The following is a 20,990-nucleotide window of genomic DNA, read 5'->3' on the forward strand; positions in this document are numbered from 1 at the left end:
AGAGCTTAGCGCTTGGTCCGAATTCTGGGGTCCACTTCAGATTTGCCAACCCCATGGCCTCACACGCCGCCTTCAGCGTGTAGCCCTGGTCGACCACGAGCTGGGCCGCTTCCAAGCGAAATTCCGGGCTAAACGTTCTCTTCTTCGTCATCATCTGCACCTGATTGTCTCTGTGAGCCATCATACACTCAAAGTCAGGTGGCCAGATTCACTGTGCCACTACACTTCTCAGGAAACAATTCTTTACAAATCGGACTTCGTCGCTGAACGCTTCTTTCTGATGCCCGGTTTAGTGACGCTTGAGGGACTATATACCAAAGTATTAAAAAAGGCACAACATCATGAAAATATCATATAATAGAAATAGCCCAAATATCTTGAACTAAAGCGAGAAACATAAAATTACCTGGCCAAAAAACAGCAAAAGGATAAATAAGAAAGTATTAAATTAGAAAAATATGAAAAATATATTAGAAAAACTCTGCTTTTTTGAAAAAATAAAAATAATGTAAATTCAAATAGATAGAAAACATTTGGCGAAAAAATCTTACTTCTTTAAACAATAAGAAGACAAAAAACACAACTATTTCCTCGTAGTTCTAAAGAAAATTAAAGACAATATAGAAGAAAAAATTTCTATCAACACAATCTATCTCATGGCAACAAATATACTCAAAGAAAATAAAAAATCAGCTAATTCTCAAAAAATACATTGATTTTGTGCACTTTATTCGAAGCTGAAAATAACTTTACAAATCTCTCTAAACACTATTTTTTTCCTGATCACACCTCTAAAAGCAATTTGTTTGTTCAAAAAGACTGTGCTAAAAGTTTTCTATCTGCAGAGGTCGGATGATCGGGTTTCGCAACGAGGACATCCTTTCTGGCCTTACGTGAGCTCATCATGCAATTTATTCAGGAAAGGCTTTATGGACATCAAGCTGCATAAGCAAGCGACGACGGCACCGGAAATTCTTGCCGACACCCAAATAGCTCCTGCTGGTATGTCCAAAAAATATCATGCTCGTCAGTTTGGGGTCAGCGTCTCATCTACCCAGCGCTGGCGTCATCGTGATGATGTCCTTAATCGTCCCAAAACACGTCATAACCTACTGCCGACTCTGACCTCAGAACAAGAAGAGATAGTCATCGCCGCTCGGGCACTACTACGGCTGGGACTCGATGATCTACTTGTTGTTACTCGTGAATCCCTGAATCTCAATCTGTCACGTTCCGCGCTCCAGCGTATGCTCAAACGACGTGATGTACCGACTCTTGCCCAGCTGGCGCGTCAAGACGCGGAACAGAACGAAAAGCCCAAGCACCGGCCTTTCATGGATTATGAACCCGGATATGTGCACATTGATATCAAGCACTTGCCCCAAAGGCTTGATGGAGATCAGAAGCGTTATCTCTACATCGCGATTGATCGTGCCACTCGGTGGGTGTATCTGGAGGTCAGATCTAGTCAATCTACAAAAGAGGCTCGTGTATTCATGAGATGCGTGGAAGAGAGGGCTCCCTTCACTATTCAAGCCGTACTCACGGATAATGGTAAATCCTTTACCAATTACTTCACCGTGGGTGGCGATCGTAAGCCCCGTGGGCATCACCTATTCGGTCAGGAATGTCAGAGCCATGGAATAGAACATCGATTGATCAAGCCGCGCAGGGCCCAAACGAATGAAATGGTGAAGCACTTCAATGGGCGTATCAGCGATGTTCTGCAGATTCTGCGCAATAACTCAAGAGGATTTAGAACAGACTCTCGAGCGGTATTACTGGTTATACAATCACCATATCCCCCAGAAATCACTACACCACAGGACACCTGTTGAAGTAATGAAGGAGTGGCAGGCTGAACGATCGGAGCTGTTTACTCGGGCTGTAATCAATTAGACGGAACCCGACAGCTATATGTGCTAAACGAACCCACAGCAATTCAATATGAAAATTAACCAAGGAGTTAAAATGACACATATAATCGCGATAGCAAATGAAAAAGGTGGAGTTGGGAAAACAACGATTTGTTGGCTGATGGCTCAAAGGCTTTCAGAACTTTCATATATTGATGGAAACGGTCGCGATCCTCAACGTGTATTGTGTGTTGATCTTGATCAGCTTTGCTGTTTGAGCTTTCTATTCTTAGAAAAATACGATAGTTTTAAAGAAATGTGGACTGATTTAGCGAAAGATAATGCCATAGAAATTCTTTTAGAAAAAGATGATAGGCTACCGACAATAAAAACATATAACTCGAACATTGACCTAATATCAGGATCACCGAATGCGAGCATAATTACTAACGATAATCAGCCTCATGACGTTACTTTAGGCTACAAAAGAATACGTGAGTTAGCAGAAAAAGGTGACTATGACTATATTCTAATCGACACTAAGGCCAGGCCAAAGAACAAATATAAAGCAGCAATTATAATGGCAGACTATGTTCTGATTCCTGCCACCCAGGATATATTTTCTATACAGGGCGCTATTAACACAGAGGGGTTTATAAAAGACATAAGTTCTCAATACGAAAAGTCTGCAACATCCCTTGGTACAGTTTTCGTAGGTTATCAGAAATCTCTAGGTGATGATATAGAAAAATTAGCACAACCATTGAAAGAGCGCGGTTACTACTCATTCACAAACAACATTAAACTTAGTAAATCAATAAAAAAATCATTACATACCAGGCAGCCTCTTAACAAAATCACTAACAGCCACATTGCCAGAAAAAACATAGACCGTTTTGTCAAAGAATTGACTGTTAGAATCAAGACAATGGAATCCTACAAAAATAGAAATTAAACTAAATAGATGCAAAAGATCATGAGAAACGAATTTGAAAAATACAGCGCCGCATTTAAAGCAGATATTGCTTTATTAGCGTTAGAAAAACATTCCATAGAAGAAATATCTTCTATGTATAACGTTAGCTATGAGTTCGTCTATAAATGTAAATCAGAATTACTTAATAAAGCCTGTACTATTTTTGGAGGCAATAGTGAAAAGAACAAATATACTACGGAAGATGTTCGAGAACTCTATGATAATATTAAAAAATTCATTGATGGTGTAGATAACTTTAATTATGAAATAAAGCAACTAAGAAAAGACTCTTCGACACCAAGTGCAGAATCAGCTACCAAAAATAATCCAGGGTATGGGCCCTCAAACAAACTGAAGAAGACATGCCGACCAGGATCTAACCAACGCATATCTGGAAAATATGAATGATCTCCTTCAAGCTGTTATGCCTCGGGCTTGCGGCTACCGAAACGAAAGCAATTTCATTGCGATGATTTACCAGATCGGTAGCCCCGAAGGAGGCATGCTGGATGAAGCCAAGTTCACATGAAACGTTGAGGAGTTCCAGATTCACTGTGCCACTACAAGTGGTGATCCCCGAACGCTTACTCTTGACAGCCTCAACGGTAGGTCACACCTTCTTGAGGCAGTCTCTGGTGGGCTGCCATCAGCGTCTTCATTTCTCGTACGACAAAGCGTGGCATCCAGTCGCACAGAGACTCAAAATCAAACCGCTCGTTGTTGGCGCTTCCTTCAGGTGTCACTAGGCGATTTAGGATCAGCTCCTCATAGAGCCACTCATCCAGTTTCAGACTGATACCGTAGTCATCGAAGAGCTTGCAGCGCAGTTGATGGGCAATTTTTAGGCCCGCCACATCCAGGTCACCAAAATAGAGCAGTTGCTTTATCTGTTCGGCCTCAAGAAGTTGTGACACGCACTCGGCTTGGCCTGACACCTTGTTACCCGCGCCATAAATCACCAGTGACCAATGTCTTTGTTCACGATTAATTTGGCATAGGCGGTAATACACATCGGAATTTTCAACGATGATGGCCGGAAGATCTCTGCGACTGGATGGTTCATACGGTAGCGGCGGTGCTCGCCGAATGGCACCTAGGTCGGCCAAGGTCAGCGCTACATGCTTCCAGCCACCGAGCGGCATGGAGTCTAGTGCTTTTTCATCACCAAAGATCAATAGCGCCCGCTCACGGCGCCCGAGCGTGCCCGGAAAAAGCGGCTTGCCGCACTCGGCTTGACGAAACAGGTAAGCATTGAGCTGCTGTAAACGCTCCTTGACCTGCGGCGAGAGCAGCCCTGTAACACGCTCCGCCAACCAAGGATGCCAGGCGATTTCTGGCACCGTCGTCTCGGAGGCTACTGCACCTTCGTAAATAAAAACGTTGGGAAGGCGCAGTCCTCGCCAGTACGGCTGCCAGCTTGCTTCGCGCTTGGGTTGGGCTCGCCAGTCGCCCTCGAGCATTTGCACGATCGCTTGAGCCAGCAGGTCGGGAGCGTCATGATTCAAGGCCTCCTGCCGATGCGTGCTCAACACCTCATCAAGTACCGCCTTGGCCTTCGCCGTGCGCGCTGCCTTGCCTGCTGCAAGACGGTGTTTGTTGGCGGTCAACTCCATTCGGGATAGCCACAGCGTCACACCGTTCATAACGCTCCTCCTTCTATGACGTGGCTATGGGTTGCGGCTTGGCTGCGAGGGAGGCGGCCCACAACGCGTGGCGGTCGTTATCAACGGTCACCAGATCACGCCGCTTCAGCTTCTGCACCTTGTTCAGGAAGAGGTGGTTATCAAACATCGACTGGGCATTCTCGTCAGAAATGCCGGTCAAGTAGATGAGCTGGATGTTGTAGGCCTTGGCCATCTGTGTCTGAATCCGCATCAGATCATCGGCATTCGATTTGCCCAGCGGATTGTCGGCCAGCAAGAAGCCCGCGCTCGAAATACCCGTATCGTACTCTCGGACCTTGCCGACCGTCACAAACAGCAGGAAGGCTGATGTGAGTCGCTGCCCTCCTGATCCCTCCAGCCGGGTGATATGGGTCCACTGTGGACGACTGGCGTTCGTCTTGAGCAGCCGCACCTCGAGCGAACCTTCGCCGAACACCGACTGAACCAGATCGGCCGTCAGGGCGTCTCGGTTTGGTGCGCGGGGCACCTGGCCCTTGGCGATCCAGTGTTGCAAGCGGGCGCTGGCAAAGCCCCTGAGGTCGGCAGTGATATCGTTCAATCGGTCCGTCAGCTTCACAATAGGCCGACCGGGCAGTACGGGGCAGTCGTCCGGGATTCTGACCGACTTGGCACGTTTGAGCAGCTTAATCGCCCCTTCCAGATGAGCGGTCAGGTGGGTAACGGTCAGATCAATCGAACGCTGGAACTGCTCCAGGCTGTCCTGAACAGCCTCAAACACCTGCGTGATCCCCGTACCGACCCGGTCCAGATCGCCCAGCACCTCGTGGTAGGTTGCGATTGAATCCAGCTGTCGCAAGTATTCTTGGCTGGCACGACCGTCCGGGTCCTTGGTCGACTCTGCTTCGATCCGTTTGCGGAAGTGACTCCAGACCGTGGCTACACGCACATCTTGCTGCTTCAGCGTTTCTTTCAGCTGCGCGTACGTTCGGCATTGGATACGCAGTGAATTGGCATACTCAGCGATGTTCAGGATCTTGGCGGGCAAACCCGCCGCCGAGGTCGGCGTGATGGGCTGGATCATCGCCTGCGCTGTTTTGGCGCTCTGTAGCCGCTCCTTCACATCCTCGATCTTTTTCGCCTGGAGCGTCCGTTGCTCCTGCAGGCGTCTAAGCTGGTGCTTGGTTTCATGGAGATTATCGACGATTTCGACCAGAGACGCCCGAATAGCTTCGATCTCGGTGGGCTTCTCCTCCCACACAAAATCTTCGCCCAACGCCTCGCGCGCCTCCTCGCATTTCTCGGTCAGATTTTGCAGAGTGGCCTGCGCCGTAATCTGACGCTGCGCGCATTGCCGGTGCTGCGTCTCGAGCTGCGCGATGCGGTCGTTAATCAGCGCCAGATCACTGATGGCTGCTGTTTTGACCGCATCCGGATGCGTCTCGTAGGCGGTATGTGTCGATAGCTGATCAAAGGCGTCGCGTTGCGCCTGCTCAGCCTCTTTCCGCTGTTGCTTGAGTTCCGTGACCTGATCACCCTGGGCAGCCTCAAGCAATTTCTTGTGCGCCTGAGAGGCCGCCTCATGGGCACCTTGCGGGCTCCGATCGTCGGCACCCTCGATCGCCGTAATCCCCGTATAGAACGGCTCGTTGCGCATGCTTATCCACTGGCTGATCTGTATATTGATGCCGGTTCGCTCGGCGCGCTTGGTCTCCGCTGTCTGGCTTTGCTGTGTCAGCTCCTCAGTCTGGCGCGCGAGAGTTTCCTCGCCCCGCCGAATCTGCCCTGTCAGCTGATCCAGCTTAAGGATCGCTGCTTCGCGCGCCGCCCATTCCGTGTCAACAAAATGAGTCAGCGTTTCATGCTTCTTTTCCGCTTGATTGCGCTGCTGTTGGGCTCTTTCGAGTCGCGCTTGAGCCTGTGCTTTTTCGCCGCGTAGGTCCTGTTCGCGTTGGCGTGCCTGCTCGAGCGCGGCATTGGCTTTTGCCAGTGCTGAGCGTGCGTGATCACGCTGTTCGATCAGGCTCAACCAGTGTCTGCCGTGCTGGTTGTGGTGTAGGCACCATTCGTTCTTGAAGGACTCCAATGTCTTCAGGGCGCGCTCCGCAGTTTCTACGCAGGCCTTTTGTGACGCCACGTCGCTTTCCAGCTCCAGTAGCCGCGCTTCGTAGGCGGCCTGGCTGTAGCCGTGCTTGTCTGGGTTTGAGAGAACGACCTGTGCTGACTCGGGTGCCATACCCCTGAGATCTCGCGCTTCATCCAGGCGATGAACGGCGACGGGCCCCCCTTTCCAGGTCAGCGTCTCACTGACCGCGCAGACTTGAGAGAGTGTCGCCTCATCCAGTGCGACTAGACTCAGATAGCGGCCCGGGTTTTGATCGATAACCGCAGCGATACGCGGCGCATCATCGTTGAAGGCAGAGGCCAGGTAGTGAGGGAAGGCCCAGAGCTTATCCCGAGGAATGCCCGCCGCATAGAACGCCTCAAGCACCTGGTTGATCTGCTTGGTGACCAGCTCGTGGCCCGTGAGCTTTAACTCATTCAACTCGTGCTGGGCTTGCAACAATCGCTGTTTCATCCCATTGAGCGTTTGGGTGTTGGTCTCCAGCACCTCACCGATCTGCGATCCGCACTGCGCGCTGTGCCAGTTGGTATCCTCAAGACCAAGGGCGTGCTGGGTCGGCGCAGGTAGCGCCTGATAGCCCTCGGCCAAAGCCCGTGCGCTGTCTACCGCAGCCTGGTGCTTTTGCTCTGCGTGAGTGAACGCCTGCTGTGCTTGGCTTTGTGCAACCGAGGCTTTTCCCACCACCTCCTGATGCACTTCCAGTGCCTGCTCTGCCTTACCACAAGAGATCTTGGCCTGAGCCTCGGCCTGCTCTGATTCACGCAAAACCGACCCCAGTCGATGCTGGGCGGCCGCAGGGGGTTCCCCTGTCTGGATCAGCCCCTCGTCGCACAGCGCATCCCTTCGTGATTCGCCCTTGTGCTTGTCCAGCCGGCACTGTTTGCTCTCCGACTCCAGGCTGCCCAGCTTTTTCTGCAGCTTGCCACAGGACTGCCTGAGGGCTTCGCTTTCCTTGTTGAGCTGTGTCAACGCTTCCGTGATCTCGGCCTCCTGCTGGCGATGACCGCTAATCACCCACTCCAGCACACCCAGCGCTTCGCCAGCGGTGCGCTCGAAGATTACCTGCAGCGGCTTTTCTGTTTCGCTTTGGAAAACCTTCAGGTCGTCGTCCGCTTGGTGGTACGCATCTTGAGCCTTCGCATAGGCTTTGTAGTCAATGGCAGTGCGTGTGATCTGCAGCTGACGCTGACAGGTGTCGTCCTCGTCTTGAAGTGCGGCGACTTTGGCCTGCTGTTCGTTGAGTTGATGCAGAGCGAGATCGTGCTCAAGCAGGGCCTGGCGCCTGCCCTGCATGTCGCGGTGAGACGTTGTTTGGACAATCTCTTTCCGAAGGCTTTCCGCTTGGTCATCGAGCCGTGCTTGCTCTGTCTGAGTATCCTCAATAAAGGCCGTGAGATCACGCATTGCCTCGCGGAAGCCATCATCCATCTGCCGTTGCTGCGTCTGGGCGCTTTCCAGCAGCCGGGCCGGCTCAAGAAACGCCTTCCAGTTAGCGAGCACATCCCCCAGGAAGGACTCGTTACGGCGAATCGCTTCCAGCTCACCCTGGCGCTCGACCTCGTGCGCCACCAGATCACGCAACTGCTCCGTGGTGTCCTTGGACATGGTGCATGCGAAGAACGCGCCGAGAAAATCCTGCTCGGTTTTATAGTCAATGAACTTGGTCAGCCCACCCTCTTCTGAGTTGAAGGTGACCATTGTTTTGATGAGATCAATATTGATCCGCTGCTCCAGCAAAAACGCGCGCCATTCTTTGATCACTCGGGTTTTTCGCCAGTGTACACCGCCGCTGCCACCCGCCTTGAGATTGAGCCAACCTTCAAAGCTATGCAGAGTGTTGGCATAGGGACGCAGCTCGGGATTGTACTCGGCACGCGAGTATGACGGCACTTCGTCAAACGGGGTGTCCAGCAGGGAGTCGGGCGTATCACAGATAAACAGAACGCGATCCACATCATCGCCGCGGCGCTGGTGGGCGTGTCCCAGCAGCAAGGTTTGACCGGCTTCATTGACCATTTCCACCAATATGACAGACAGCTCCTGATGGAAGTAATTGCGGTAGTGGTATTCACTCTGGCGACGATTGGCCAGGTACTGGGTAAAGTCGTTGACAGACGGCTCAAAGACTGATAATAGCAATGCGATGTAGGTGGACTTGCCGCCACCGTTCACCAGTTGCTGATAGGTGCTGGCCACAGCCTTTACGTTCTTGGCCGAGATGCTGCGTGGTGAGTCAGCAGATTGATCGACCGCATGAGTCATGCCAATGTAGTTTAGAGTAAGGTCTTTGTAGAAGGCCTCTTCGTGGCCCGCACCATCCATATAAACCCGTTTGATCAGCCACATGCCTAGTAGACCTCCCCCGAGCGTAGAGTTTCAGCGGTTTCGACGGGATCAGGCTGGCCCTTGGCCGCTGCAGGTTCCGGGTTGTCAACTGACCCCGCCGCATCACTGTCGACAAGGTCGGACGGCGGCTTCCCTGTTGTGGGGTCGATATTCATCACAAAGCGTACCGTCTCTTCAATGCCAGTATGGCGCAGATAGTGTTTGAGCTTCTGGGTCGGGTACCAGTCGGATTCTCCTGACAGGCTGCTGTCCTCTGCCAGGAAGCCTTCCTCCTGCAGCAGCTGTATCCAGCGCATTGCCATTTCCGTTTGCGAGCGAATGCTGGAGACACGCCCCACCTTCTCGTCGTGGATGCGGGGGATACGTTCTTCCTGCACAAACCGGGCAGCCAGGAGCATGCCGTCCACCACATCGTCCCCCTCAGCTTTGCGTTGCGCGATCACCTGGTCGGCAACGTCGTTGAGCTTGGTTACTACTGAGGTAGCATTGGTACCGCTGGTTTGACCGGACTCGACCCGAACCGCATCGGGGTTGGGAAACATATCGGCCAGCAACGCGATCAGTGTTAATCCCGCGAAGAGACGCTGCTCCTTGCGCTCTCTGCTCATTTGCTCTGCTGTGGTTTCAGGTAGCAGGCGTTTATTCAGCCAGCCCAGGGTGGGGGCAAAAGGGCCACGACCATCTGCAGTCAGCAATACTCCGTATGTCTCGTGGATGCCGAGGTAACGCAATTTCATACCGGCCGCGACGCCACGGATAATTTCAGCGAACAGAACGTCTCCCTGAAGCTCCAGTGCTCGCTGAATTGGCTCCTCCCCCATCTTGTACCCCAATGAACCCATGATCGCCTGTGTGGCGATCTCGGCATAGAGTTTGGCCTGTTGATGCATCTCGTACATGACTACTCCTCAAAGGGCAGTGCGGGGGCGACTGTCAGTAGGCTGATATTGTCAGCCCGCCAGAGCGCTGTTTCGATAGGGGCGTCGTCCACATCCACCTCGATGGTAGGATCGCTGTTGGCCGCTAAACTGCCGATGTGGAGCAAGCAGACCTGTTGCTCCAGCTCGGACAACTCGCCGTTCGCGTAGGCGTCAAACACATCAGCAAAACTGACGCGCCCACGATCCTTTAAACGGGCGCTAACCCAGTCGCTGCAGTGCTTAACTACCGAGTCGGGAATACCGCGCAGTGTGGCTTCAATGGCAACGGGCTGCTCGGTGGGGTCGTGAATCTCGCGTGGAAGCTCTTGCTCGAACTGATCGAGATACAGGTTAAGCACTGCCTCGAGGTCGAGCAGGGTGTGCAGGTCGTCATCTTGGTTTCGGGGAGCCAACAGGTGCGTGACCAGCTCATCCATTCTCTGTTCGGCGGTCGCTGGGGCATGGGCTAGCAAGGGCTTGAGTGCACCTTGTTCCAGCGTCTCCCGAAACAGGGTGTTGTCTCTGGGAATGATTAGCTTCAGGCGAGCCCGCTCAAAATCCTTGTTCACATCGTGCAAGCAATCTTGATAGCTCAGTGTGAAGGTGCTGACCTCGGCAAAAATCTCTTGCGCCTTGCGTAGCTTGTGTAGCTTGTCGGGGTGCAATTCCGAGTGTCCATCAGCCAGCATTTCGGTAATGGTCGACAGGGTGTTCTGAATATGCCCCAGCACTTCCTGAGTCTTATCAAAGGAGTCGCTGAGTACGGGACGGATATCGTGCGCATAGGATGTGCTCAAATCACCCGACTGCGCGGCGCGTACTTTCATCCGCATCCCAATCAGGTATTGCTCCAACTGCCGCTGGGTTGACTGGATCTGCTGTACCGCTTTATCGATCTCGCCTCGACGGATGGTTTTGAGAGTTCGCCAAGCGAGAATCGCAGCTCGCTCTATTGGCGTTTCGTCCAGACGGAGGGTGTAAAACAGCATCCCCTCATCGGTCAGAGACCAGAGAATATCATCGGAACCGAGCACTTGGTCGTGGCGTATCAGGCGAACGACCTGCTCATCGGAATGCGCGCGTTCGGTGAAATCGTAGTACCGGAGGCGAAAAGGGTCCTTGATCGCCGCGAAAATCTTGCCGGCTACCTGCGTGTAGCTTGAGGCTTTTTGTCCCGGATACGCCTCCTGCAGGTGCTCCGCCAAGCACCACTCCGCTTCTTTGCGAGTCATGCCCGGTTGGTGCTCACGGTCGGCGTAGTAAAGCATGGCGTCGAAGAGGTGCATGATGGCCGCGAGGGCGTCAAAGTCGACTCCGTCAAACAACTTGCGCTGTAGGGCGCTATAGATCGAATCCAGTGTCCGCACGACCAGCAGCGCGTGAGACTGAATAGTCAGTTCACGACGTGCCATGGATTCATTGCGAGCCTGCTCCAGAAACTCTAGCAACATAACGCCCTCCAGCTTAGAGAGGTACACCGTAGCAAATCATGCCGGACCATGGAAAACAATAAAAATGATGTTTTTTTTATACATGTCATACAAAATAGACTAAAAATAACGCAATGATAAACAATACAACCATGGCGATTTTATTTCCCCTGTCGTACCTTGATGCATTACACTGCTTACCAAATCTCTCTACTCTAACCTCTTTCGCCAGCCCCCCGTACGCGGACATTTCCGGCCAGCCCAATGGGCTTGGCCTCCCGGTCACACTGTCTTCATAACCTGTTGTTCAATAACAGAAAATAAGTAGCTCTTGCCGGATGGCAAGAAACGCCCACCCCTAGAATCGCTTACCATATGACAACAAAACTGCGTTTCTCGTTAATGGCTTTCTGTAAGTCTCTGTTTTTCTTAATCACATAAAATAAGCGGGATTATTTATTTATTTATTTGTTTATCAATCTGACACCAGTACCCTTCATGGGCCATTACCCCGGGTTCCATCCGCCCCATAAGAAAAATGCATACCCTCCGATAACACTCACCCCCTACTTAGGTCCCATGCCTCGCTCCCATAATGGCCACGGTATACAACCGTGCTAATGGAGAGATGCCTGCATGCCCCTGACCAATGCCCTGTCCGACGCGCTGCCGCTGACCCTGAGCGAGTCGCCGCTGTCACTGAATCTGATCACCGCCGAAGGCCTGGAGCCGGTCAGCCCGCTGTGGCTGCGCGAGCGCACCCAGGACCCGGAGCAGCTCGATGAGGTAACCACTCAGCGCCTGTTCGATTCGCATGCCATCGACGTCAACCTCGAGCTGACCGCGGCGCGCCCAGTCGACGAGACGCACGTGGAATTCACCTTCAGTGACGGGCATTGCGAGGTGTATGACCTCACCATGCTGGCGCTTGAACTGCAGGGCATCACGCCGTTCCCCAAGCCCGAGAGCTGGGATGCGAGCATCGATCAGCAGGCGCAGCGCGTCGACTGGGAGAAGATGGGCAACAATGAGGACTTCCAGAAGGCATTGAAGGCCTATCTGCGCTTTGGCTACCTCATCGTGCAGAACGTGCCGACCGATCCGGAGCGCATTCTGGAAGTGGCCGGTCACTTCGGCTACGTGAAGGACACCAATTTCGGCAGCTACTTCGAGGTGTACTCGCGTCCGACGGGCAATGACCTGGCCTACCGCAGCGTGGCGCTTGGGCCGCACACCGACAACCCGTATCGTGATCCGGTGCCGGGCATCCAGATGCTGCACTGCCTGGTCAACGAGACCACCGGTGGCCTGTCCACGCTGGTCGACAGCCTCAATGCGCTCAAGCAGCTCAAGGCTGAGATGCCGGAAGGCTATGAACTGCTACGCACCACCCCGGTGGGCTTCCGCTTCCTGGACGCCGGCACCGAGCTGACTACGCGTCGCTGCGTGATTCGCGAGAATTCCGATGGTGAGCCCATCGGCGTCAACTACAGCCCGCGCCTCGATCACCTGCCGCACATGTCGCTGGAGAACACTCGCCGCTACCATCAGGCCCGCCAGCGTCTGGGGCAGCTGTTCCAGGACCCGGCCAACGAGATTCGCTTCCAGCTCGAATCCGGAGAGCTGATGATGTTCGACAATACCCGCGTGCTGCATGGCCGTACCGCGTTCGACACCAATGAGGGGCATCGCCACCTGCAGGGCTGCTACATGGATAGCGACGGCCCGCGTGAGCGCTTCGCCACCACCCTGATGCGTCAGCGTCAGCAGCAGGCACAACAAGAAAACCGTGAGGAAATGGCGTAATGGATCAGGTTTCATTCACCCAGATGAAGGATGGCACCGCAGAAGACTATGCGTTGCTCGAGCGTCTTGAAGATCAGTTCAATGAAGGGCTGGTGGAGCGTCTCAAGCTTGCCCTGCGCAAGCTCGATGATGGCCTGAGTGGCTACAAGGTCAGCCGTCTGGAGCATTCCCTGCAGTCAGCGGCACGCGCCGAGGCCGATGGCGCCGATGACGACCTGGTCGTTGCCACCCTGCTGCATGATCTCGGCGATGAGTTGGCACCTTACAATCATTCGCAGCTGGCCGCTGCCATCATTCGCCCGTACGTGCGTGCCGAAGTGACCTGGATCATCCATCACCACGGCCTGTTCCAGAAGTTCTACTACGGCCACTTCTACGGCGAGGACCGCAACGAGCGCGAGATCTACAAGGACCACCCCTGGTATCAGAAGTGCGTGGATTTCTGCGAGCGTTATGATCAGGCCGCCTTCGATCCCGACTACCCGACCCCGCCGCTGGAGCACTTCGAACCGGCACTGCGTCGCGTCTTCGCGCGCAAACCCTTCGATCCGGACGTGATCGGCGAAGAGCCAGCCGGCGGTTTCGACAGCCGCGTCTGAGCATGTGAAGGCGGGGGCGTGAAACGCGACTGACTTTCTTCTCCTGCGCTCCCTCGCTTGACCCTTGCCCTCACTGGCTCGCCCAGTGGGGGCAATGTAGTTTGTGGGCGTGGCGTTGAGTGCGCCACATCAACAAGGGGTTGAACCTTGCCACTCAGCCTTCATCATCACTGACTAACGTCAGTATCAATGAAAGCGGTGCCGCTACGGCCGTCTTTCCCTCGCGGATCATCCTCCTTCCCCAACCCGACAGGTAGACGCATGGAACATCTCTTCATCTACGGTCCACTGGGCCCCGGCGGCCTCAATGAGCATGTCATCGCCAATATCGATGGCGAATGGCGCTCGGCCTATCTACGCGGCCGACTGGAAAACACCGATCACGGCGATGAGCACAACTTCCCGGGGCTGGTCATCGACCACTCGGGCCAGGTGATACGCGGCCAGGTGTTCTCCTCGGCGCAATTGCCGGAGCATTGGGATGCTCTCGATGACTTCGAGGCCCCCATCTATCAGCGCACCATCACGACCGTCATTCTCGATGACAATCGTGAACTCGAGGCCTATGTCTACGCCCTGCCGCAGTGAGACTCACGTGCGGCGCGGATAGCGGATGGCTCGTGCAAGTGCTGGATGACCGTGTATGACTGCCCGCCGCCTTGCGCCCGGATGGCGTAACATTGTCCTTCGGGCGATGCATGGCCAGTCAGCGCCAGCGTCCTCATTCATGCATCACAAGGGAGATTCCTCATGCAGCTTGAAGGTTCCTGCCACTGCAAGGCCGTCACATTCCAGCTCGAATCGCCGCACCCCTATCCGTATCAGCGCTGTTATTGCTCGATCTGTCGCAAGACGGCGGGCAGCGGTGGCTACGCGATCAACCTGGCGGGCGATGCCGACACCCTGAAGGTGGAAGGCCGGGACAATCTCTCCATCTATCACGCGGTGACCGACGGGATCGAAAGTCCGGCGGAACGACACTTCTGCAAGCGCTGCGGGAGCGCGCTGTGGCTTTACGATGCCCGCTGGCCGGAGCTGATCCACCCTCAGGCGGGGGCGATAGACACCCCGCTGCCCGTGCCACCTGAGCATGTCCACATCATGCTCGACAGCAAGGCCAACTGGGTGGAAGTCGCGCACGAAGCGCGTGATGCTCATCATGCCGAGTATCCCGAAGAGAGCATTGCCGCCTGGCATGCGCGGATTGCCGAGCGCGACACCGACTGATATCAGCGGCGCGTCAATCAGGACCAGCAACGCGTCGATCAGGATCCGATGCGACGCTGGTCAGGATCCGTTGCGACCTCATGGCCTGATCCGCCGGGCTGAGCGTTGATGTCATTCGCTGCGTCGCGTATAAGTGCCGCCTACACAAGGCGGCACTCCTGTTTTTATCCGATGATTCCTGGCTGATGCCTTCTCATGCCTGAGCCAGGCAATCGCCCGAGCCATCAGCCAGGCCATCATCTAGGCCAAAACAGTACGACAGGAGCGCCGCGACAGCGCATCACAGTGAGGACTCTCGTGCCGGCCCGAAAGACAAGCACCCCAGCGCCGCTGGAAAGCGCAAGCCCTCTGGATGACCAGCCCTCCCTGCGCGGGCTGGTCGCCTTTGACGTGACGGTCCGTCTGGGGTCGATGACGGCCGCCGCCAGTGAGCTGGATACCACCCAGCCCACCATCTCCCAGCGCATCCGCGCGCTGGAGGAGCACCTGGGCCACCCGCTGTTCGATCGCCAGGGCGGCCGACTGATCCTCAACCACTACGGCGAGACCTTCCATGCCGAACTGGCAAGCGGGCTTGGCAAGGTATGCAGTGCCGTCACGGAAGCACGTAGCAAGGTGCACAAGCCGACGCCGCGCATCACCATCGCCGCGGGCGCCGGTTTCGCGCATGTCTGGCTGCGCCCGCGTCTGGAGCGGCTGGAACAGGACTTTCCCGACTGTCACTTCACGCTGCTGCCGATCGATCGCGATGAAGACCCGCAGATGCAGCAGGCCGATATCGCGATCCGCTTCGGCCCGCCGCTGACGGGCGATCATCGCGATACGCTGGTGGTCGCGGAGCGTGCCTTCCCGGTCTGCTCCCCGGACTACGCCCGGCGTCATGGGCTCGAGAAGGGGCTGGACGCCGAGGCGCTGTCGCGCATCACCCTGCTGCATCTGGACATGCGCGATACCCGCTGGCTAGACTGGGCCACCTGGTGTCGCCACGCGGGGCTGCCGGTGCCGCGCCTCGACAAGGCTTTCCCCTACAACAACTTTCCGCTGACGCTCAATGCCGCCGTCAATCATCAGGGCGTCGCGCTGGGCTGGAGCCACGTCATCCAGGACCTGCTCGACAACGGCTCGCTGATCGCCCTGACGCCGCATATCTCGCGGGACCGCCACGGCTATCGCATGAGTGTCCGCCACCCCAACAGTGCCGTGATCCAACCCATCACCCGCTGGCTGACACGCGAATTTTCCGGCCTCGAGATTCCGGGGCCTACCTCAAGGCAGCCGTGAGCGGCCGCAATCGCTCCGTCCGGCGCGCGCCGCCGAGACAGGCTTATCCCCCGACGAACGACAGAGACTCCCATGCAGCACCTATTCATCTACGGCACCCTCGGCCCGGGCGGCCCCAACGAACACGTCATGCTCGACATTGGTGGCAGCTGGACACCCGGCACCCTCAAGGGCCGCCTGGAGGCAGCTGGCTGGGGGGCTGAGATGGGCTTTCCTGGGCTGAGACTGGATGAGGCGGGCGACACCATCCGCGGTCACGTCTTCTCCTCCGACAACCTGGCCGATCACTGGCAGGCGCTGGATGATTTCGAAGGCAGCGAATACCTTCGCCAGCCGGCCACGATCACGCTGGAAGATGGCAGCACCCTGACGGCACAGGTCTATGCGCTGAGCCAGCCGTAAGCTCCACCATGAAATGATCCATGAACTGCTCCATAAGCTCATCAGTGCGCTGATGCCCGGCGTCGATGCCTAAGTGTCGAGGTCTGAGCGCTGATACCTGAGTACTGATGCCTCGGCGTGCTACAGCGACACCTTCAGATACTCCAACACCCGTCTGGCGCGCGCCGAGAGCGGCCATTCCGCACGCGTGAGCAGCCACAGGGTATCGACCACCTCCGTACTGCCCTCAGGCGGTGGCACCACCCGGATGGCCTGATGATCAGGAAAGGCCTCACGGGCATGGCGCGGCACGACGCTGAAGCCCAGCCCACGGGCGACCGGCTCCAGAATCAGGCTGATCTGGTTGGTGGAGCCACTGCGCGGCAATGAGCTGATGCCCGGATTGCCCGGAAAGCGCCGGCTCAACAGGCGCGAGGCCATGTCCTGACCATCCGGGTGATCGATGAAGCCCAGTGTCTCGAGATCCCCCCAGTCATGGATCTCGACCCCCGCCGGCACCACCAGCTCGAGGGGCTCACGCGCCCACTCCGTCACGCTCAGGCGCGGGTCATCGGGCTTGAGCGTGACGATCCCCAACTCGAAGCGATTCTCCAGCACGGCCTCCACCACCTCGCGCGTCGGCGCGAAGCGATGGTGGACATTGAGGCCCGGCGACTCCTGCTGAAGCGCCAGCAAGCGCGGATAGATCGCCAGGCCAATGCTGCCCGGCGTGATCAGCCGAATATCACCATGACTGTCTTCATTGCCCGCCAGCCGCTGGGTCAGGCGCTGCTCGGCGGTTTCCATCTCACGCGCAAAATCCAGCAGTGCATGGCCGGCCGGCGTCAGTTCGATCTTGCGCGGATGACGAATCAACAGCGTGCCAAGTCGGGTTTCCAGCTGGCGCACATGCTGACTGACAGCGGCCTGGGTCAGATCGAGCCGCTCCGCGGTGCGCGTGAAGTTGCCGACACTCACCAGGGTGCGAAAGGTGCGTAGCCATTGGGGTTGCAGCATTCAAGCTCCTGGGGCTGGAAGAATCAGGGGGCAGAGTCAGGGGGCAGTATCAGGAAGTCAGCGTCGGAGGAGTAGCATCAGCAGAACTACGACAGAGAACTCCTACCACCATAAGCAAGTCTTATCATTATCATAACACCTACGTAGTTTTCATTATTGCTCATGACGCCCAAGATGGCATCCAACGTCACGCAGGCAGTAACCGAACCATTTCCTTCACGACTCACATATCGAGGTGACTCATGAGCAACGAAAAGACCACACCGTATCCGCGCACCTTCTCCCACATCGGCCTGTCGGTCGGTGATGTGGAAGCTGCGGTCAAGTTCTACACCGAAGTGCTGGGCTGGTACGTGATCATGGAGCCGACCACCATCACCGAAGATGACTCCGCCATCGGCGTGATGTGCAGCGATGTCTTCGGCCCGGGCTGGGGCAGCTTCCGCATCGCCCACCTGTCCACCGGTGACCATATCGGCGTCGAGATCTTCGAATTCCCGAACCACGAGACGCCGGAAAACAACTTCGAGTACTGGAAGACCGGCATCTTCCACTTCTGCGTTCAGGACCCGGACGTCGAGGGACTGGCCGAGCGCATCGTCGCCGCCGGCGGCAAGCAGCGCATGCCGGTACGCGAGTACTTCCCGGGTGAGAAGCCGTTCCGCATGGTCTACATGGAAGACCCGTTCGGCAACATCCTCGAGGTCTATAGCCACAGCTATGAGATGACCTACGCCGCCGGTGCCTACCAGAACTGAGCACGGCGCAGACGTCAGATACAACAAGGCCCCGCCATGGCGGGGCCTTGTTGTATCCGCTGCGTGTCTTGATGGCCTCGCGGCCTGACACCTTCTCCATGCCATGCCTTGGCCTGTCCTGCCGTTAGCCACGATGTGATATCTGTACAACTCTTGCCGGTACACATCGAAGCACGCAACGCCTCCAATACGCTCCTTGAGCTGGCGAGCCCCGGGCACTGCCGAGCTGTCGGCACAAGCCTCCTGGGGGGCTGTCTCGTCAGCCCCCCCCCTTCATTTCAGGCATGAAAAAACCCACCCTGGCGGGTGGGCTCTTGCGTGAAGCCATGGGCCGGCGCACCGCAGGATCATTCCGTCTCGCGGGCCGAATCCTCCTGCTCGATACGGGTCAGTAGCCTGTCAAAGACGCCAGTCGCCAACAGCACAAAGGTGACGGCCAAGCCAAGCCCCATCCAGATAGCGATATTGCTCATTGTCCCTTACCCCTGCTGTTTTCTTGGTTTTTTCAGCCCTTCTGCGACGCAATATGGCGTAAATTCAATATTTGTACAACATTTGATCATGAAAATGTCGACCTCCATCTGGCGCTGAAATTACCGGTGCCATTCCAGACCTCTGACCGGCGTCCTCACGCTGCCAGCGGCCATGATTTGAGCAATCGCTCAATAACGGGTAGTCTTGCGCCATGAAGCATGAAGAAAGCGGCGTGGGCTTGCCTGCACTGATTCCTTGGCGCTGAGCCGTTGGTGCTGCCCCCCCCCTGGCGCCACCCGTGCCTGCTACCTCGCTTCGCGCCTACCGCATGTCTGAAATATCCCCCCAGGAGTCATCATGCCCGACAAGACCTTCCCCAACGTACTGGTGTTCGACGTCAACGAGACGCTGCTCGATATCACCACCCTGTCACCGCTGTTCGGGCGTGTGTTCGGTGATGAAGGCGTGTTGCGCGAATGGTTCGCGCAGCTGGTGCTGTATTCGCAAACCATGACACTCTCCGGGCGTTACACCCCCTTCGGCGCGCTGGGTGTGGGTGCCCTGAAGATGGTCGCCGAGATCCATCAGGTCACGCTCACGGATGACGATATCGGTGAGCTCAAGTCGCGCATGGCCGAGATGCCGGCACATCCCGATGTCGCCCCGGCACTTGAGCGTCTCAAGCAGGCCGGATTCCGCCTGGTGACACTGACCAACTCTCCCGCGGGCGCCTCCCCGACACCGCTGGAAAAGGCCGGCATCAGCGACGCCTTCGAGCGGCATTTCAGCGTCGACAGCGTCAAGCAGTTCAAGCCGGCGCCGGCCACCTATCAGCATGTCGCCGAGCAGCTCGAGGTCGAGCTGGGCGACATGTGCATGATCGCCTGCCATGTGTGGGACACCATCGGAGCCCAGGCCGCCGGCATGCAGGGGGCTCTGCTGACGCGCCCGCACAATGCCGTGCTGCCCGCCGAGAATGTGCCGACCCCGGACTTCATCGCCGCGGAGCTGATGACCCTGGCGGACCAGCTGATCGCGGCCAGAGAGGCCTGAGCGAGCACTGGCCTCTGAGCTCTCTTGCTAGGCTCTCTTGCTAGGCTCTCTTGCTAGACTCTCTTTCCAAACTCTCTTTCCAAACTCTCTTTCCAAGCTCAGTTTCTCAGCTCTGTCTCTGAGTGCTGCCTAGTAAATAAACGCCGCTCGCCCATTCGGGTGAGCGGCGTGGCTGTGCCTGCCTTCCTGTTCGCCCTCTCCACCATCTCGTCTTTCGATCAGCCGCCGCACATGGCAGCCTTGCTGTCTTGGCGGGACGCCCTCACTCGAGTGAACGAAAGGCCTTGAGCATCTCGTCACGGGTCGCCTGCAGCGCGGCCTGAATCTCCGCCCTGCGCTCGCTGATGCGCCACGAGGGGCCGACCACGGACACGGAGTAATGGCCCTGGCTGGTCTCTAGGCCGATTCCGATCGCGCCAACTCCCTGCATATGCTCATCCTCGTCATGGCCGATACCGGTGCGACGCACCTCGGCCAGTTGCGTCAACAGTGCCGGCATCGCAAGGGTGTTGTCCGTGTAGGCCGTGAGATCCGTGCCCAGCAGGCGCTCCACCTGCTCGTCCTCGAGATGCGAGAGCAGCACCTTGCCGCTGGCTGTCGCATGCAATGACAGGAAGTTGCCGGCCATCGGCGATACCCGCAGCGGCAGCGGCGACAACACCGAGTGCAGTATCAGCAGCTCGTTGCCGCTCAGACTGCAGAGCACCACCGTTTCCTCGGTGGTGACGCTCAACGCCTCCAGAAACGACTTGGCATGCGTGGTGATATCGAGCTGGCTATGACGCGCCAGCCGCATCAGCGCAGAGCCGAGCCGTATCCCGCCATGGCCGTGGATTTCCAGCAGGTCTTCCTGGGCCAGCGCATCGACCAGCCGCTTGACGGTCGAGCGCGGCAGATCGTTGCTGGCGGCGATCTCCCCCAGACTCATGCCCTGCTCACTGCCTTCCAGACTCTTGAGAATCGCCGCCACTCTGGCCACGACCTGCACGCCACTACCTTCTCTTGTGGACACGGACATAACTCCTTAACAAGCTAACTACTTGCCTAACAAAACCACTAGATGGTACAGTGCTCCGCATAATGGTACACCCAAACGTGTCTAGCGCTTCACCTCAAAAC

Annotated in this window: 18 protein-coding genes and 2 pseudogenes; 12 read left to right on the plus strand and 8 right to left on the minus strand. The window is 56.2% G+C overall.

Annotation, left to right across the window (positions count from 1 at the left end; translation table 11 throughout):
- Positions 1–46: 46 nt before the first annotated feature.
- Positions 47–151, minus strand: a pseudogene (locus tag AC5WNJ_RS10490) (transposase); the annotation flags it as partial.
- A gap of 778 nt (positions 152–929) precedes the next feature.
- Between AC5WNJ_RS10490 and AC5WNJ_RS10495 the strand changes: the two are divergent.
- From AC5WNJ_RS10495 to AC5WNJ_RS10510, 4 genes and pseudogenes are all read left to right on the plus strand, one after another.
- A pseudogene (locus tag AC5WNJ_RS10495) lies at positions 930–1,899 on the plus strand (DDE-type integrase/transposase/recombinase).
- Between the two features lie 72 nt (positions 1,900–1,971).
- Positions 1,972–2,811, plus strand: coding sequence for a ParA family protein (locus AC5WNJ_RS10500; protein ID WP_495929616.1), 840 nt, complete (start codon positions 1,972–1,974; stop codon positions 2,809–2,811).
- 21 nt (positions 2,812–2,832) lie between these two features.
- On the plus strand, positions 2,833–3,240 hold the full coding sequence (locus tag AC5WNJ_RS10505) for a hypothetical protein (protein WP_495929617.1): 408 nt from the start codon (positions 2,833–2,835) through the stop codon (positions 3,238–3,240).
- Positions 3,233–3,361, plus strand: coding sequence for a hypothetical protein (locus AC5WNJ_RS10510; protein ID WP_141392011.1), 129 nt, complete (start codon positions 3,233–3,235; stop codon positions 3,359–3,361). The genes AC5WNJ_RS10505 and AC5WNJ_RS10510 overlap by 8 nt, the downstream gene beginning before the upstream one ends.
- A 70-nt stretch (positions 3,362–3,431) precedes the next feature.
- On the opposite strand, the gene AC5WNJ_RS10515 is transcribed toward AC5WNJ_RS10510, so the two are convergent.
- Genes AC5WNJ_RS10515 through AC5WNJ_RS10530 form a run of 4 tightly spaced genes read right to left on the minus strand, consistent with a single transcriptional unit; the run spans position 3,432 to position 11,296 of the window.
- Complete coding sequence (locus tag AC5WNJ_RS10515) at positions 3,432–4,475, minus strand: Wadjet anti-phage system protein JetD domain-containing protein (RefSeq protein ID WP_495929618.1); 1,044 nt, start codon at positions 4,473–4,475, stop codon at positions 3,432–3,434.
- Between the two features lie 13 nt (positions 4,476–4,488).
- The gene (locus AC5WNJ_RS10520) at positions 4,489–8,925 is read right to left on the minus strand and encodes a coiled-coil domain-containing protein (RefSeq protein WP_495929619.1); all 4,437 of its coding nucleotides are present in this window, start codon (positions 8,923–8,925) and stop codon (positions 4,489–4,491) included.
- Between the two features lie 2 nt (positions 8,926–8,927).
- Positions 8,928–9,824, minus strand: coding sequence for a hypothetical protein (locus AC5WNJ_RS10525; RefSeq protein ID WP_141392014.1), 897 nt, complete (start codon positions 9,822–9,824; stop codon positions 8,928–8,930).
- 2 nt (positions 9,825–9,826) lie between these two features.
- Positions 9,827–11,296 carry a hypothetical protein gene (locus AC5WNJ_RS10530; protein WP_495929620.1) on the minus strand — a complete coding sequence of 490 codons (1,470 nt, stop codon included), beginning with the start codon at positions 11,294–11,296 and terminating at the stop codon, positions 9,827–9,829.
- A gap of 615 nt (positions 11,297–11,911) precedes the next feature.
- Between AC5WNJ_RS10530 and AC5WNJ_RS10535 the strand changes: the two genes are divergently transcribed.
- The 6 genes from AC5WNJ_RS10535 to AC5WNJ_RS10560 all read left to right on the plus strand — a co-directional run bounded on the left by AC5WNJ_RS10535 (position 11,912) and on the right by AC5WNJ_RS10560 (position 16,590).
- Positions 11,912–13,081 carry a TauD/TfdA family dioxygenase gene (locus tag AC5WNJ_RS10535; RefSeq protein WP_495929621.1) on the plus strand — a complete coding sequence of 390 codons (1,170 nt, stop codon included), beginning with the start codon at positions 11,912–11,914 and terminating at the stop codon, positions 13,079–13,081.
- Complete coding sequence (locus AC5WNJ_RS10540; protein ID WP_054556215.1) at positions 13,081–13,680, plus strand: HD domain-containing protein; 600 nt, start codon at positions 13,081–13,083, stop codon at positions 13,678–13,680. Before AC5WNJ_RS10535 ends, AC5WNJ_RS10540 begins: the two co-directional genes overlap by 1 nt.
- 261 nt (positions 13,681–13,941) lie before the next feature.
- Positions 13,942–14,268, plus strand: coding sequence for a gamma-glutamylcyclotransferase family protein (locus AC5WNJ_RS10545; RefSeq protein WP_253060865.1), 327 nt, complete (start codon positions 13,942–13,944; stop codon positions 14,266–14,268).
- 162 nt (positions 14,269–14,430) lie between these two features.
- Positions 14,431–14,907: a GFA family protein gene (locus tag AC5WNJ_RS10550; RefSeq protein ID WP_495929622.1), complete on the plus strand. Its 477-nt coding sequence runs from the start codon at positions 14,431–14,433 to the stop codon at positions 14,905–14,907.
- Positions 14,908–15,204: 297 nt separating this feature from the next.
- Positions 15,205–16,188: a LysR substrate-binding domain-containing protein gene (locus AC5WNJ_RS10555; RefSeq protein WP_495929623.1), complete on the plus strand. Its 984-nt coding sequence runs from the start codon at positions 15,205–15,207 to the stop codon at positions 16,186–16,188.
- Between the two features lie 72 nt (positions 16,189–16,260).
- On the plus strand, positions 16,261–16,590 hold the full coding sequence (locus AC5WNJ_RS10560; protein WP_153636169.1) for a gamma-glutamylcyclotransferase family protein: 330 nt from the start codon (positions 16,261–16,263) through the stop codon (positions 16,588–16,590).
- Between the two features lie 120 nt (positions 16,591–16,710).
- Here the strand turns inward: AC5WNJ_RS10560 and AC5WNJ_RS10565 are convergent, their stop codons facing one another.
- Positions 16,711–17,586, minus strand: coding sequence for a LysR family transcriptional regulator (locus tag AC5WNJ_RS10565; protein WP_107336393.1), 876 nt, complete (start codon positions 17,584–17,586; stop codon positions 16,711–16,713).
- A gap of 242 nt (positions 17,587–17,828) precedes the next feature.
- Between AC5WNJ_RS10565 and AC5WNJ_RS10570 the strand changes: the two genes are divergently transcribed.
- On the plus strand, positions 17,829–18,344 hold the full coding sequence (locus tag AC5WNJ_RS10570; RefSeq protein WP_495929624.1) for a lactoylglutathione lyase family protein: 516 nt from the start codon (positions 17,829–17,831) through the stop codon (positions 18,342–18,344).
- A 347-nt stretch (positions 18,345–18,691) separates the two neighbouring features.
- Here AC5WNJ_RS10570 and AC5WNJ_RS10575 read toward each other — a convergent pair whose 3' ends face one another.
- Positions 18,692–18,817: a hypothetical protein gene (locus AC5WNJ_RS10575; RefSeq protein ID WP_290441651.1), complete on the minus strand. Its 126-nt coding sequence runs from the start codon at positions 18,815–18,817 to the stop codon at positions 18,692–18,694.
- A gap of 358 nt (positions 18,818–19,175) precedes the next feature.
- On the opposite strand from AC5WNJ_RS10575, the gene AC5WNJ_RS10580 reads away from it, so the two are divergent.
- The gene (locus AC5WNJ_RS10580) at positions 19,176–19,871 is read left to right on the plus strand and encodes a haloacid dehalogenase type II (RefSeq protein WP_495929625.1); all 696 of its coding nucleotides are present in this window, start codon (positions 19,176–19,178) and stop codon (positions 19,869–19,871) included.
- 262 nt (positions 19,872–20,133) lie between these two features.
- Here the strand turns inward: AC5WNJ_RS10580 and AC5WNJ_RS10585 are convergent, their stop codons facing one another.
- A complete protein-coding gene (locus tag AC5WNJ_RS10585; RefSeq protein ID WP_495929626.1) occupies positions 20,134–20,883 on the minus strand; it encodes an IclR family transcriptional regulator in 750 nt (249 codons plus the stop codon).
- Positions 20,884–20,990: the final 107 nt, after the last annotated feature.

This window comes from Cobetia sp. PDI-23MA (assembly GCF_059507735.1).

What these genes read in the sequence shown, in the direction of transcription:
- AC5WNJ_RS10545 (WP_253060865.1), top strand. Translation starts at nt 13,942, where the DNA reads ATGGAACATCTCTTCATCTACGGTCCACTGGGCCCCGGCGGCCTCAAT.
- AC5WNJ_RS10575 (WP_290441651.1), bottom strand. Translation starts at nt 18,817, where the DNA reads ATGAGCAATATCGCTATCTGGATGGGGCTTGGCTTGGCCGTCACCTTT.
- AC5WNJ_RS10540 (WP_054556215.1), top strand. Translation starts at nt 13,081, where the DNA reads ATGGATCAGGTTTCATTCACCCAGATGAAGGATGGCACCGCAGAAGAC.
- AC5WNJ_RS10550 (WP_495929622.1), top strand. Translation starts at nt 14,431, where the DNA reads ATGCAGCTTGAAGGTTCCTGCCACTGCAAGGCCGTCACATTCCAGCTC.
- AC5WNJ_RS10500 (WP_495929616.1), top strand. Translation starts at nt 1,972, where the DNA reads ATGACACATATAATCGCGATAGCAAATGAAAAAGGTGGAGTTGGGAAA.
- AC5WNJ_RS10570 (WP_495929624.1), top strand. Translation starts at nt 17,829, where the DNA reads ATGAGCAACGAAAAGACCACACCGTATCCGCGCACCTTCTCCCACATC.
- AC5WNJ_RS10560 (WP_153636169.1), top strand. Translation starts at nt 16,261, where the DNA reads ATGCAGCACCTATTCATCTACGGCACCCTCGGCCCGGGCGGCCCCAAC.
- AC5WNJ_RS10580 (WP_495929625.1), top strand. Translation starts at nt 19,176, where the DNA reads ATGCCCGACAAGACCTTCCCCAACGTACTGGTGTTCGACGTCAACGAG.
- AC5WNJ_RS10520 (WP_495929619.1), bottom strand. Translation starts at nt 8,925, where the DNA reads ATGTGGCTGATCAAACGGGTTTATATGGATGGTGCGGGCCACGAAGAG.
- AC5WNJ_RS10535 (WP_495929621.1), top strand. Translation starts at nt 11,912, where the DNA reads ATGCCCCTGACCAATGCCCTGTCCGACGCGCTGCCGCTGACCCTGAGC.
- AC5WNJ_RS10515 (WP_495929618.1), bottom strand. Translation starts at nt 4,475, where the DNA reads ATGAACGGTGTGACGCTGTGGCTATCCCGAATGGAGTTGACCGCCAAC.
- AC5WNJ_RS10565 (WP_107336393.1), bottom strand. Translation starts at nt 17,586, where the DNA reads ATGCTGCAACCCCAATGGCTACGCACCTTTCGCACCCTGGTGAGTGTC.
- AC5WNJ_RS10510 (WP_141392011.1), top strand. Translation starts at nt 3,233, where the DNA reads ATGAATGATCTCCTTCAAGCTGTTATGCCTCGGGCTTGCGGCTACCGA.
- AC5WNJ_RS10505 (WP_495929617.1), top strand. Translation starts at nt 2,833, where the DNA reads ATGAGAAACGAATTTGAAAAATACAGCGCCGCATTTAAAGCAGATATT.
- AC5WNJ_RS10525 (WP_141392014.1), bottom strand. Translation starts at nt 9,824, where the DNA reads ATGTACGAGATGCATCAACAGGCCAAACTCTATGCCGAGATCGCCACA.
- AC5WNJ_RS10530 (WP_495929620.1), bottom strand. Translation starts at nt 11,296, where the DNA reads ATGTTGCTAGAGTTTCTGGAGCAGGCTCGCAATGAATCCATGGCACGT.